Genomic DNA, 13,416 nt, shown 5'->3' on the forward strand with positions numbered 1-13,416 from the left:
ACCAAAACTCGCCGGGTTTTGCCCTTTGCACGGCGTGCGAGTACCGAAACTCACCGGGTTTTACCCCTTGCACGGCGTGCGAGTACCAAAACTCACCGGGTTTTGCCCTTTGCACGGCGTGCGAGCATTCAAACGTGATTCAAATAGCGATTAAACGAGCCTCTGCCCGCGTCAGCGGCGACAAATGTAGAACGATTCGGCTACCCCCACACCCGCCCCCGGTCGCCTGATCATTCATCCCTGCGGGATGTCTGGAGGGCGTATTCGATACGCCCCTACATGAGGTACCAGGCCAAACTTCCTTGCCCCGGCAGGGGCCGCCCCTACACGGGTACCAGGAAAACTTGGCAGGCATCCCTGATGCCCCCATCCGGTCGGGGCATAAAAAAAGCCGGACGTGCTTCACAGCAGATCCGGCGTACCTAAATAAAAATGAAATCTCCTCCGGTAAAAAGAGGGGCTTCTTCTTTGTGTATCGTTTATGCCTTGTAATCCGAGAGCGACTCGGGGCGGAAGTCCTCGATGAAGCTGCGGATCTGGGCGATCTCGGCGGCGCCGTAGCGGACGTAGACGCGCGCCGAGGGCGTGAACGAGTCGTCCGTGTTGGCGCTCTGGAGGAGCAGGTAGCCGAAGACGCAATGCGTGGCGGCCTCGACTAAGCGGCGCGCCATGAAGTCGAGCAGCTCCGCATCCTTAGGCTCCGTGACGCGGGCCACAAGCCCTTCGTACGTGTCGGTCATCTCCCGGAGCTGCGCGTGCAGGTCGGAGAGCTCGGGGCGATAGGTCTCGGCTTCGTATTCGCGCAGGCGGGCGAGGTAGGTGCCGGTGGTGACGTGGCGGATGGCGGCCACGACTTGCAGCTGCGTGGTGCCCTCGTAGATGTTCGTGATGCGGGCGTCGCGGTAGAGGCGTTCGCAGGTGTAGTCCTTCATAAAGCCCGATCCGCCGTGCACCTGGATGGCGTCGTACGTGTTGCGGTTGGCGAACTCGGTCGACATGCCCTTGCCCATCGGCGTGAAGGCGTCGGCCAGCTTGGCGTAGCGCTTCTGCTCCTTGCGCTCGTCGGGCGTCAGCTTGCGTTCGCGGGCGATGTCGTCGAGGGCCTTGTAGATGTCCACGTAGCGGGCCGTCTCGTAGAGCATGGCGCGGGTGGCGTCGGCGCGGGCACGCATGAGGGCGAGCATCTCGTAGACGGCGGGGAACTCGATGATGGCGCGGCCGAACTGCCGGCGTTCGTGGGCGTACTTGTCGGCTTCGCGCCAGGCGGCCTCGCAGAGGCCCACGGCCTGCGCCATGATGCCGAGGCGGGCGCCGTTCATGAGCGCCATGACGTATTTAATCAGGCCCAGGCGACGCTCGCCGCACAGCTCGGCGGGGGCGTTGTTGAAGACCAGCTCGCAGGTGGGCGATCCCTTGATGCCCATCTTATTCTCGATGCGGCGGACATTGACGCCGCCGTTGCGCTTGTCGTAGATGAACATGGAGAGGCCGCGGCCGTCGCGGGTGCCCTCTTCGGAGCGGGCCAGGACGAGGTGGATGTCCGAGTCGCCGTTGGTGATGAAGCGCTTCACGCCGTTCAGTCGCCAGCACTGCGAGGCCTCGTCGTAGGTGGCCTTGAGCATGACGGACTGCAGGTCGCTGCCGGCGTCGGGCTCGGTGAGGTCCATCGACATCGTTTCGCCGGCGCAGACGCGCGGGATGTAGCGGCTGTGCTGATCCTCGTTGCCGAACTCGTAGAGCGTCTCGGCGCAGTCCTGCAAGCCCCAGAGGTTCTCGAAGCCTGCGTCGGCGCGCGAGACGATGTCGGCGGCCATGATGTAGGGCACGATGGGGAAGTTCAGCCCGCCGTAGCGGCGCGGCATGGCCATGCCCATGAGTCCGGCACGGCGCACGGCGTCGAGGTTCTCCTGCGTGCCTGGGGCGTACGTCACGCGACCGCCTGCCACCGTCGGGCCGTCGTGGTCGACGCCCTCGGCGTTCGGCGCGATGACGTCGGCGCTGATCTCGCCGACCATCTCCAGGACGCGCTCGTAGCTGTCCATCGCGTCGTCAAAGTCGACCGGCGCGTAGTCGTACGTGTCTTTATCTCTGAAATTACGCTCCTTCAGCTCCACGATGCGGCGCATGAGTGGGTGGTGCAGGTGGTGGCGGAGCGAGGGCGTATCGGTATAAAAGTTTGCCATGATGCTTCCTTATTATTTGCTGTTCTTCTTGTAATACTTGATCATGCGCGGCAGGACGCTCTCCACGGTGCCCGTGATCACGTAGTCCGCGATGGCATTGATCGGCGCCTCGGGGTCGCTGTTGATGGAGATGATGATGGCGCTCTCTTGCATGCCGGCGATGTGCTGGATCTGGCCCGAGATGCCGCAGGCGATGTAGAGCTTGGGTCGCACGGTGACGCCCGTCTGTCCGATCTGCCGGTCGTGGTCGGTGAAGCCCGCGTCGACGGCGGCGCGTGAGGCGCCCACCTCGGCGTGCAGCTCCTTGGCCAGGTCGAAGAGCAGCTGGAAGTTCTCCTTCGATCCCACGCCGTAGCCGCCGGCCACAACGATGGGCGAGCCCTTGAGGTTGTTCTTCGCCTTCTCCACGTGTCGCTCGATGACCTTCACCACGCAGTCCTCGTCGGTGATGTAGTCGCTCGTGTTGTGACGGATGACTTCGCCGCGATAGTTCGCGTCGCGCACCTCCTTCTTCATCACGCCCTCGCGTACGGTGGCCATCTGTGGCCGGTGGTCGGGGTTGATGATGGTGGCGACGATGTTGCCGCCGAATGCGGGGCGGATTTGGTAGAGCAGATTCTCGTAGGTGCGGCCGGCCTTGCGGTCTTCGTACGTGCCGATCTCCAGGGCCGTACAGTCGGCGGTAAGTCCGCTGGTGAGGGCCGACGAGACGCGTGGCCCGAGGTCGCGACCGATGACGGTGGCGCCCATCAGGGCGATCTGCGGTTGTTCTTCCTTGAAGAGCTTGATGAGCACGGCCGTGTGAGGCAGTGAGGTGTAGGGGGCCAGACGCGGGTCGTCAAAGACGTGCAACACGTCGACGCCGTAAGGCACGATCTGTCGTTCGATGCCATCCAGTCCGCTCCCGGCGGCCACGGCCTCGAGCTTACAACCCAGCTGATCAGCCAGCGCGCGCCCCTTGGTGAGCAGCTCCTGACTGACGTCGGCTACGGTTCCTTCTTCTATTTCGCAGTAGACAAAAACGTTATTCATAGTGCTATTTCTCTTTATGGATTATGGAATCCTCTCATCGGTCATCCGGCACATTCGATTTCGTATCCGGCCAAGTTGGCCGGCCTCCCTGAGGCCTTGATTTTCTTTTCGCTTCCTTTTCTTGCATCAAGGCAAGAAAAGGAAGAAAGGAATGCACCATAGACCGAAAGGGCGTCATCCGATGGTGTGATTACTAATTAATTCCTTCATCAACGCTTCAATGTCAGCGTCCGAGTCCGTCAGCGAGCGACTCTCTTTGGCTTGGAAGACGATGTTTTCGATCGTTTTCACCTTCGTCGGTGAGCCTGAGAGGCCGCACTGGGAGACGTCGCCATTGACGTCTGCCACGGACCACTCGACGAGGTTCAGGTACGGGCGCGATTCGTAGAGCTCGGCGTAGGGGAGGGAGGCACCCTTTGTGCGCTCGGCTTTCTCTTGCGCACCCAGCGCGTGCTTGTACTTCTGCACGAGTCGCGCGTTACGCGGCCTGCATGCTGCGGCCGATCCGTTCACCGTGACTACGATGGGCAGCGGCCCTTCGACCGTCTCCACGCCTCCGGGGATCTTGCGTCGCACCGTGATGCGTCCGTCCGTGACGCCGACAATCTCCTCTGCATACGTGATCTGTGACAGCCCGAGCTTCTCCGCCACTTGCGGACCCACCTGGGCCGTGTCGCCGTCGATAGCCTGCCGTCCGCCGACGATCAGGTCGAAGTCGCCGATCTTGCGGATCGCCATGGCCAAGGCATACGAGGTGGCCAGGGTGTCGGCGCCGGCGAAGGCGCGATCGGTGAGGAGCACCCCGTCGTCCGCCCCGCGATAAAGCCCCTCGCGGATGATCTCGGCGGCGCGTCCCGGCCCCATGGTGAGGAGCGTGACGGTCGATCCGGGGTAGCGTTCTTTCAGTCGCAGCGCCTGCTCCAGCGCGCTGAGGTCTTCGGGGTTGAAGATGGCCGGCAGCGCTGCGCGATTGATGGTGCCGTCCGCCTTCATCGCGTCCTTCCCGACGTTACGCGTGTCCGGCACCTGCTTAGCTAATACAATAATTCTCATCTGTCAGAATATTATGGTTTGGCGGCAAAAGTAGGCGCAAGAATGAGATGGCGCCAGCCGGCTGTATATATAAGGTATGCCCCTGAGGTCTGCGTGCGGATGATGCAAGATTGCCCATTGCCCGCGATGGCTTAGGAAGGCTTCCGAGAAGGAATGCACCCCCCAGTGTGCGCGCTATGCGAGGGGCAGGCGCTGGGCGTCCATGACGCGCATGAAGTTACCGCCCCAGATGTTGGCGATGTCGGCGTCGGAGAGACCCTCGGCAAGGAGACGGAGGGTGATTTGGAGCATCTCGCCGGCCGATTGGCAGCCGATGAGCCCGCCGCCGCCGTCGAAGTCGGAGCCGATGCCGACGTGATTCGGGCCGACGAGCCGGACGACGTGCAGGATGTGGCGGACGGCATCGCTGAGGGTGGCGCCGTCGGGATGGTCGTGGTTGATGAATCCGCCATAAAGGCAGATCTGCATCACGCCGCCCGTTGCGGCCAGGGCGCGGATGCGGTCGTCGTCTAAGTTGCGGCGATGGTCACAGAGGGCGCGGCAGGAGGAATGGGTGGCGACGATGGGGCGCCGGCTGAGGCGAATAACATCGTCGAAAGTGGCATCAGCAGCGTGCGATACGTCGATCATCATGCCGATGCGGTTCATCTCTGCCACCACCTCGCGCCCGAAGGGACTGAGGCCGCCCCACTCGCCTTGTCCGGCGGCAGAGTCGCAGAGTTCGTTGTCTCCGTTGTGACAGAGTGTCATGTACGCCACGCCCATACGCTTGAATGCGTGCAGTCGGGAGAGGTCGCGGCCGATGGCGTAACCGTTTTCGACGGCGGGGATGATGGCGCGTCGGCCCTCGCGCTTGAGGCGGCGGAGGTCGTCCGTAGAGCGAGCGATGTCGAGGAGGTTAGGGTAGCGGATGGCCTGCTCCTCAACGTGTGTGAGTCGCTCGACGGCATAGTCGAAAGCGCGGCGGTGCGCCTCGTCGTTGCGCTCGTCTTGGGGGAGGTAGGCGGCCATGACGACAGCGTCGAGCCGTCCCTCGCGCATGAGCGGCAGGTTGACCCGGCCACCCTCTTTGCGTCCGAGGTCGAAGGCGTCGAAGAGCATGGGCGTGTCGGTGTGCGAGTCGAGGGTGATCATGGTGTGGTGCAGGCGTCGGGCGTGGGCGTAGCGGCGTGCACGGCTGACAAGATGACGGAAGAGGTTGAGCATCGCCTCGTGGCCGGTGGTGGCGAGCCATTCGGGGTGCCACTGGACGCTGAGGATGGGGTATTCGGGGTGCTCCATCGCCTCGTTGACGCCGTCGGGCGCCTCGGCCGTGGCGATGAAACCGGGGGCCAGGTCGCGGACGGCTTGGTGGTGGAGCGAGTTGACGGGGATGGGTGCGGTACGCGTCGTGGCGTCGAGCCCCATTGCGCGTTGCAGCTCGGAATCTGGGGCAGTGAGAGTGACAGACTGCGTGATAACATCGCGTGCTTCCGCCTGACTATGTGGCAATACGGGGCTTGGAAACTGCGAGGGAAGGTCTTGGTAGAGCGTGCCGCCAAAGGCCACATTGATGAGCTGATGGCCGCGACAGATGCCGAAGATGGGGAGGCCGCGTTGGTGGGCCAAGCGGATCAGTTGCAGCTCGCTGGTGTCGCGGATCGGATCGACGTCCTCGATCGACGGGTGGGGCGTCTCGCCAAGCAGGTCGGGACTGATGTCGCCGCCGCCAGTCAGAAGCAGGCCGTCGAGACCTTCGACAATCGTGGTGAGGACGCTCAGCTCGGTTGTTGCGGGCACGAGTACGGGGGCACCACCGGCCAGGATGACAGACTGGAAATAGGGGTCGGCGAGCATCTCTTTGCCGTCTCGTCGGTTCACGGAAATACCTATGCGTGGGCGTGTGGGGGTGGCAGTGTCGACAGCTGAGGCGCGGTCAACCTGCGCAAATAGTTCTTTTAAAGTGAGTGACATGTTGGGTTTGAATGGGAGAAAAAGAAGAGGGCACCTCGCATGGCGATTGCCCTCTGTCGTTTGATGGTTTATGTAAAAGACTCCGCAGCGTGGTGCTATGCGAAGTCGGTGTTATGCGTCGATGTTTGCGTACGTCGCATTTTCCTCGATGAACTCGCGGCGTGGCCCGACGTCCTCGCCCATGAGCATGGAGAAGATGGCGTCGGCCTCGATAGCGTTGTCAATGGTGATCTGCTTGAGGGTACGGTTTTCGGGGTTCATCGTCGTATCCCAAAGCTGGTGATCGTTCATCTCACCGAGACCTTTGTAGCGCTGCGTATGGATTTGGTTCTCGTTGCCGCCGCCGTAGGCGTCGATGAACTTCTGGCGCTGCTGTTCAGTCCAGCAATACTCCTCCACCTTGCCCTTCTTGCAGAGGTAAAGCGGCGGGGTGGCGAGGTAGACGTACCCTTTCTCGATCAGTCCGCGCATGCGACGGAAGAAGAAGGTGAGGATCAGGGTGGCAATGTGGCTACCGTCCACGTCGGCATCGGTCATGATGATCACCTTGTGGTAACGGAGCTTCGATAGGTTCAGCTCCTTCGGGTCGTCCTCGGTGCCGATTGAAACGCCCATTGCCTTGAAGATGTTTTGGATCTCCTCGCTCTCGAACACACGGTGCTCCATGGCCTTCTCCACGTTGAGGATCTTACCGCGGAGCGGCAGGATGGCTTGGAAGTTTCTGTCGCGTCCTTGCTTGGCTGTGCCACCGGCGGAGTCTCCCTCGACGAGGAACAGCTCGCAGATGGCAGCGTCTTTCGAAGAGCAGTCGGCCAGCTTACCGGGCAGTCCACCGCCCGAGAGGGGCGACTTACGTTGCACCATCTCGCGCGCCTTGCGTGCCGCTTGACGTGCTGTGGCAGCGAGGATCACCTTGTCGACGATCGTTTTGGCCTCTTTCGGGTGCTCCTCCAAATAGTTGCCGAGCGCCTCGCCTACAGCCATATCGACAGCGCCCATCACCTCGTTGTTTCCGAGCTTCGTCTTGGTCTGCCCCTCGAACTGTGGCTCGGCCACCTTGATCGAAATCACGGCTGTGAGGCCTTCGCGGAAGTCGTCGCCTTGGATCTCCACCTTGGCCTTCTCCAGCAGCTTAGAGTCTTCGGCATATTTCTTCAGCGTACGTGTTAGTCCGCGTCGGAAGCCAGAGAGGTGTGTGCCGCCCTCGATCGTGTTGATGTCGTTCACGTAGGAGAAGACGCTTTCGTTGTACGACGTGTTGTAGGTCATGGCCACTTCGACGGGGATGCCTTGTTTCTCAGTGACGATATGGATCACATCGTGGATCAGCGCCTCTTTCGACTTGTCGATGTAGCGCACAAACTCCTTCAGTCCTTCGTGCGAATAGAAGACTTCGGATTTATACGTCCCGTCCGGCTTCACCTCGCGGCGATCGGTCAATGTCAGTCGGATGCCAGCGTTCAGGAAGGCCAGCTCGCGGAGTCGGTTGGCGAGGATGTCGTATTTGTATTCGGTCACGGTAAAGATTGACGCGTCCGGTTTGAACTCTATGGTTGTCCCAGTACGATCGCTGTCACCCGTTATCCGGATATCAGCCAGCGGCTTGCCGCAGGAGAACTCTTGTACATAGACTTTTCCGTTACGGTGCACTTCGGCTTTCAGGTGGGTCGACAGCGCGTTGACACACGAGACACCGACGCCGTGCAGTCCACCAGACACTTTATAGGTGCCCTTGTCAAACTTACCTCCGGCATGGAGTACAGTCAGCACGACCTCCAATGCCGACTTACCTTCCTTCTCGTGGTAATCGACCGGAATGCCTCGCCCATCATCTGTCACGCTGATCGAATTATCCTCACGGATCACGACATCGATATTCTTGCAGAAGCCGGCCAGTGCTTCGTCGATGGAGTTGTCTACCACCTCGTAAACCAAGTGGTGGAGTCCCTTCTCGCTTGTGTCGCCGATGTACATGGCTGGGCGTTTACGGACGGCCTCCAACCCCTCGAGCACTTGGATGTTCTTGGAAGAGTATTCCTCGCTTGCTGCTTTTATTTCTTCGTCACTCATGTTGATTTCCTCTCTTTATTCATTATCAAATACGGAAACAAATATAGCCGTTCCCCTCCGAAAGAGCAGGGTTGGGAGATGGCTAACTGCATGAAAAAAAGGCCGAAAGACGATTGACGCCTTTCAGCCTTGATGTAGCCCGTAGGGGAATCGAACCCCTCTTTTGAGAATGAGAATCTCACGTCCTAGCCGATAGACGAACAGGCCTTTGATACCAATATAACAGTGGACTTAGACGTCCTTCTTTTCTTTTTCCTCTTTCAGGCACTTTCCCAGATGTTAAGCCAATGCGTTGACATGTTTGGCCAACTTTGACTTCAGGTTGCCTGCTTTGTTCTTATGAATCACATTCTTTTTCGCCAGCTTATCAAGCATTGCGCACACTTTCGGATACATGGCTGTTGCCTCATTCTTATCTTCTGTGCCACGCAATTTCTTCACCGCATTACGCATCGTCTTGGCACCGTAACGATTTTGTGCGCAGCGCGTTTTTGTCTGACGTATCCTCTTGATAGATGATTTGTGATTTGCCATCGTTATCTATTAATCTATTTCTTCTTTTATCTGATTCGTATTTGGTAGCCCGTAGGGGAGTCGAACCCCTCTTTCAAGAATGAAAATCTTGCGTCCTAGCCGATAGACGAACAGGCCAATTCTTCGCTCAGAAATCACGCCTATCAGACCGTTAGGACCGCCCGCGTTTTCATTTTGCGAGCGCAAAGATAGAGGCACTTTCGAATCCTGCAAACATCCTTTCTCTTTTTTCTTTCAATAATTGGCGATGGATGCGTGATGACTTAGACGATGCGAAGACTGTCCACTTTCAGTAGACGGCTCTTTAGGGCGTCCATGCGGCTTTGTCGGATGCGGAGCGTCATCTCGCAGGTGAGCTCGAAGGATTGTGTGAGGACGTCGGGCTTGTCTTCTTTTACGATGCGCATGACACTGTTGAGATGAGGGTATTCGAAGGTGATGGTAATGGTTTCGTCGATGGTGCGTTCCTCGATGCGGGCGGCGGCGATGGCTTCGGCGGCGGCGGTGCGGTAGGCTACGATGAGGCCGCTGGTGCCGAGTTCGATGCCGCCGAAGTAGCGGACGACGATGATGAGGATGTCGGTCAGGTTGTTGGAGTTGATTTGGCCGAGGATGGGCTTGCCAGCCGTGGAGGAGGGTTCGCCGTCGTCGTTGGCGCGGAAGGTAGTGCGGTCGGGGCCGAGCATGTAGGCCCAGCAGACGTGTCGGGCGTCGTAGTACTTTTTGCGATAGGCGTCGACCTGGGTCTTGACTTCGTCGGGGGTGCGGGCGGGTAGGGCGAAGGAGAGAAAGCGGCTGCGCTTCTCGGTGTAGTAGCCTTCGGAGAGGTCGCTGATGGTGCGGTAGGTATCTTCCATGATGGATCAGTCGGGGATGTGGGTTTCTTGTTCATCACGGAAGGCTCGGAAGTCTTTCATGATCTCTTCGATTTCTTCGATGAAGCGTGGGTCGCGGACTTTGTCGCGGACAGCTTCGTAGTAGCGCTCGATGGCGGGCAGGGCACAGAGGTCTTTGCCGCGGAGGACGAAGTAGGGTTCGTCGGCCTCGAGGCATTGCTTGATCATTTGGATGGGATTCTTCATTTTGTTCTTGTCGGTAATTGGTGATAGGTGAGAATAAAGGGTTTGGTGGTGGACAAAGCGTGAAAATTGCAATGAACGGACTCGCTGTCCTTTGGAAATGGGGAGAAAAATGCGTTTTGGGTGTCTTTGTCTGTGGACAATGGGATGAAATATATGTTTTGCCTGCTTTTGTCTATGAAAAATGAGAGGGAATATATGTATTGAGCGCTTTTGTCTATGGACAATGGGATGAAATATATGTATTGGGTGCTTTTATCTGCGGACAATGGGATGAAATATATGTTTTGGATGCTTTTGTCTATGGACAATGAGGTGAAAAACATGTTTTGGATGCCTTTGTCTATAGACAATGAGGTGAAAAACATGTATTGGATGCTTTTGTCTATGGACAATGAGATGAAAAACATGTATTGGATGCCTTTGTCTATAGACAATGAGAGGGAATACATGTATTGGATGCCTTTGCCTACAGGCAATGGGAGTACGCACCTGTTAGATTCGCTTTCGACGGCAGACGAGAGGCGAAGAAACAGGGGGAGGAGGGGGGCGATGATGGTTTTGGAGGTGGCGAGGCGCTGAACGAGAGGGGTGCCCATACACATATATAATAGGTATGGGTCAGCCCTCGGAAAGCTCTTTGCGGAGGAAGGGGGCGGTGCGGCTGCGGGTGCGTGGGGCGGCGGCGAGGGCTTCGGGCGTGCCGGTGAAGAGGATGCGACCGCCGCCACGGCCACCGTCGGGGCCCATGTCGATGAGGTAGTCGGCGCTCTTGATGACGTCGAGATTGTGCTCGATGACGATGATGGTGTTGCCCTTGTCGACGAGCTTGTTGAGGACGCCGAGCAGGACGTGGATGTCTTCGAAGTGCAGGCCGGTGGTGGGTTCGTCGAGGATGTAGAGCGTGCGGCCGGTGTCGCGTTTGGCGAGTTCGGTGGCCAGCTTGACGCGCTGGCTTTCGCCGCCTGAAAGGGTGGTGGAGGGTTGGCCGAGCTTGATGTAACCCAGGCCGACGTCTTGCAACACCTTGATCTTGCTGAGGATGGCGGGGATGTTTTCGAAGAATTCGACGGCCATGTTGATCGTCATGTCGAGGACGTCGGCGATGGACTTGCCGCGATAGCGCACCTCGAGTGTCTCGCGGTTGTAGCGGCGGCCGTGGCAGTCTTCGCAGGGCACGAGCACGTCGGGCAGGAAGTTCATTTCGATCGTTTTGTAGCCGTTGCCTTTGCACGTTTCGCAGCGTCCGCCGGAGACGTTGAACGAGAAGCGCCCGGGCTTGTAGCCGCGGATCTTGGCTTCGGGCAGGCTGACGAAGAGGTTGCGGATGTCGGCAAAGACGCCCGTGTAGGTGGCCGGATTGCTGCGTGGGGTGCGGCCGATGGGCGACTGGTCGACGTTGACGACCTTGTCGATGTGCTCGATGCCCTCAATGGACTGGTAGGGCAGGGGCTCCTGTTCCGAGCGATAGAATCGCTGGCTGAGGATGGGCTGGAGGGTGGCGTTAATGAGGGTGGATTTGCCGCTTCCGGAGACGCCGGAGACGCAGATGAAGGTGCCCAGCGGGAAGCTGACGTCGACCTTCTTCAGGTTGTTGCCCGTGGCGCCTCGAAGCACGAGGTGATGGCCGTTGCCGGGGCGACGTGTGGCGGGCACCTCGATCTGGCGCCGGCCGTTGAGGTAAGACGAGGTGAGGGTGTCGGTCTTGATCATCTCGTCGGGTGTGCCGGCAAAGACGACTTCGCCGCCGAGCCGCCCCGCCTTGGGGCCCATGTCGACGACGTAATCGGCGCTCAGCATCATGTCCTTGTCGTGCTCCACGACGATGACTGAGTTGCCCGTGTCGCGCAGCTCTTTGAGGGAGTCGATGAGGCGGATGTTGTCGCGTTGGTGGAGGCCGATGCTGGGCTCGTCGAGGATGTAAAGCACGTTGACGAGGCGGCTGCCGATCTGCGTAGCCAGGCGGATGCGTTGGCTTTCGCCGCCGGAGAGGGTGGCCGAGGGGCGGTTGAGGGAGAGGTAGTCGAGGCCGACTTCGAGGATGAAGTCAAGGCGCGAGCGGATCTCTTTGAGGATCTCCACGGCGATGGTGCGCTGCGCCGGCGAGAGCTTTTCCTCCAGGCCGTTGACCCACTTGGAGAGCTCGGCGATGTCCATCGAGGCCGGCTCGGCGATGTTCTTGCCATCGATGAAGTAATGCAACGCTTCCTTGTTCAGGCGCTGGCCCTGACATTCGGGACAGATGGCGGTGCGGATGAATGGAGCGGGCTTTTTGCGCGCGGTGGCCGTGGCCTCGTCGTCGCTTTCGCCTTGCATCATGGCGATGTATTTCGCCACGCCCTCATAGGCGTACGAGAAGCTGGAGTGGCCGAGCCACGCTGTCGAGACGGCCACCGGCTCCTCGGTGCCGTTGATGATCTCGTCCATGGCCTCTTCGGGGAGGTCCTTGATGGGTGTCTTGAGCGTCGCGCCGTGTCGCTTGCAGAGGGCTTCGATCTGCCGGAAGACGAGCGTGTCTTTGTATTTCCCGAGGGCCACAATGCCCCCCTTATAAATACTGAGCGAGGGGTCGGGGATGATCTTCTCCATGTCGATCACGTTCACCTCGCCGAGGCCCTTGCAGCGTGGGCAGGCGCCGTGGGGCGAGTTGAAAGAGAAGTTGTGTGGCGCCGGCTCGCTGTAAGCTAGTCCGGTCACGGGGCACATCAGTCGGCGGCTGTAGTAACGCATCTCGTCCGTCGTGGCGTCGAGCAGCAGGATGAGTCCGTCGCCCTGCTTCATGGCCACGCGGAGGCTCTCCTTGAGGCGTGGCCCGTCGTTGATGCTGACCACGAGCTTGTCGATGACCACCTCAATGCTGTGCATCTTGTATCGATCCAACTTCATGCCGCGGCTGATCTCCATCAGCTTACCATCGACGCGCACGTTGAGGTAGCCCTTCTTGCGCACCTGCTCGAAGAGCTCCTTGTAGTGCCCCTTGCGGTTGCGAATGAGTGGCGCCAGCAGATACATCTTCCGGCCGTTATACTCCTGCATGATCAGCTCCAGAATCTGCTCCTCGGTGTACTTGACCATCTTCTCGCCGCTGAGGTAGGAGTAGGCCTCGCCAGCGCGGGCGTAGAGCAGGCGGAGGAAGTCGTAGACCTCCGTCGTGGTGCCGACGGTGGAGCGTGGGTTGCGGTTCGTCGTCTTTTGCTCGATGGAGATGACGGGGCTCAGACCGGTGATCTTGTCCACGTCTGGCCGCTCCACGTTGCCCATGAAGTTGCGGGCGTAGGCCGAGAAGGTGTCGATGTAGCGACGCTGACCTTCGGCGAAGATGGTGTCGAAGGCGAGCGACGACTTGCCGCTTCCGCTCATGCCCGTGATGACGGTGAGGCGGTTGCGGGGCAGCTCGACGTCGATATTCTTCAGGTTGTGCACGCGCGCACCCCATACGCCGATGGTGCCTCCCCGCTCGACGCGGTCGTCCGTTGTTGTGACTTCTTTCTGTTTATCGATAGCCATACGTG

10 protein-coding genes and 2 tRNA genes are annotated in these 13,416 nt (G+C 59.5%); 1 reads left to right on the forward strand and 11 read right to left on the reverse strand.

Translation table 11 applies throughout. From position 1 onward, the window contains the following. Positions 1 to 479: 479 nt before the first annotated feature. The 10 genes from C7123_RS10175 to C7123_RS10220 all read right to left on the reverse strand — a co-directional run bounded on the left by C7123_RS10175 (position 480) and on the right by C7123_RS10220 (position 9,907). A complete protein-coding gene (locus tag C7123_RS10175) occupies positions 480 to 2,183 on the reverse strand; it encodes an acyl-CoA dehydrogenase family protein (RefSeq protein WP_069174956.1) in 1,704 nt (567 codons plus the stop codon). Between the two features lie 12 nt (positions 2,184 to 2,195). Next, positions 2,196 to 3,215 (reverse strand): electron transfer flavoprotein subunit alpha/FixB family protein, encoded by a 1,020-nt coding sequence (locus tag C7123_RS10180; protein WP_069174957.1) that lies wholly within the window; start codon positions 3,213 to 3,215, stop codon positions 2,196 to 2,198. Between the two features lie 174 nt (positions 3,216 to 3,389). Continuing rightward, positions 3,390 to 4,268, reverse strand: coding sequence for an electron transfer flavoprotein subunit beta/FixA family protein (locus C7123_RS10185; protein WP_069174958.1), 879 nt, complete (start codon positions 4,266 to 4,268; stop codon positions 3,390 to 3,392). Positions 4,269 to 4,442: 174 nt separating this feature from the next. Continuing rightward, positions 4,443 to 6,221 (reverse strand): membrane dipeptidase, encoded by a 1,779-nt coding sequence (locus tag C7123_RS10190; RefSeq protein WP_069174959.1) that lies wholly within the window; start codon positions 6,219 to 6,221, stop codon positions 4,443 to 4,445. 111 nt (positions 6,222 to 6,332) lie between these two features. Next, on the reverse strand, positions 6,333 to 8,291 hold the full coding sequence (gene gyrB / locus C7123_RS10195; RefSeq protein ID WP_069174960.1) for a DNA topoisomerase (ATP-hydrolyzing) subunit B: 1,959 nt from the start codon (positions 8,289 to 8,291) through the stop codon (positions 6,333 to 6,335). Positions 8,292 to 8,426: 135 nt separating this feature from the next. Continuing rightward, positions 8,427 to 8,498, reverse strand: a tRNA-Glu gene (locus C7123_RS10200). 72 nt (positions 8,499 to 8,570) lie between these two features. Beyond that, positions 8,571 to 8,825, reverse strand: coding sequence for a 30S ribosomal protein S20 (gene rpsT / locus C7123_RS10205; RefSeq protein WP_037985280.1), 255 nt, complete (start codon positions 8,823 to 8,825; stop codon positions 8,571 to 8,573). A gap of 42 nt (positions 8,826 to 8,867) precedes the next feature. Next, positions 8,868 to 8,942: transfer RNA gene (locus C7123_RS10210), tRNA-Glu, on the reverse strand. A 146-nt stretch (positions 8,943 to 9,088) separates the two neighbouring features. Beyond that, positions 9,089 to 9,685, reverse strand: a complete 597-nt coding sequence (locus C7123_RS10215; RefSeq protein ID WP_069174961.1) for an IMPACT family protein — start codon at positions 9,683 to 9,685, stop codon at positions 9,089 to 9,091. A gap of 3 nt (positions 9,686 to 9,688) precedes the next feature. Continuing rightward, positions 9,689 to 9,907: a hypothetical protein gene (locus C7123_RS10220; protein ID WP_037985282.1), complete on the reverse strand. Its 219-nt coding sequence runs from the start codon at positions 9,905 to 9,907 to the stop codon at positions 9,689 to 9,691. Between the two features lie 216 nt (positions 9,908 to 10,123). Between C7123_RS10220 and C7123_RS10225 the strand changes: the two genes are divergently transcribed. Then, positions 10,124 to 10,486: a hypothetical protein gene (locus C7123_RS10225; RefSeq protein ID WP_069174962.1), complete on the forward strand. Its 363-nt coding sequence runs from the start codon at positions 10,124 to 10,126 to the stop codon at positions 10,484 to 10,486. A gap of 39 nt (positions 10,487 to 10,525) precedes the next feature. Here C7123_RS10225 and uvrA read toward each other — a convergent pair whose 3' ends face one another. Continuing rightward, on the reverse strand, positions 10,526 to 13,411 hold the full coding sequence (uvrA, locus tag C7123_RS10230; RefSeq protein ID WP_083206827.1) for an excinuclease ABC subunit UvrA: 2,886 nt from the start codon (positions 13,409 to 13,411) through the stop codon (positions 10,526 to 10,528). Positions 13,412 to 13,416 lie beyond the last annotated feature (5 nt).

This window comes from Tannerella serpentiformis, assembly GCF_003033925.1.
GTDB classification, from domain to species: Bacteria; Bacteroidota; Bacteroidia; order Bacteroidales; family Tannerellaceae; genus Tannerella; species Tannerella serpentiformis.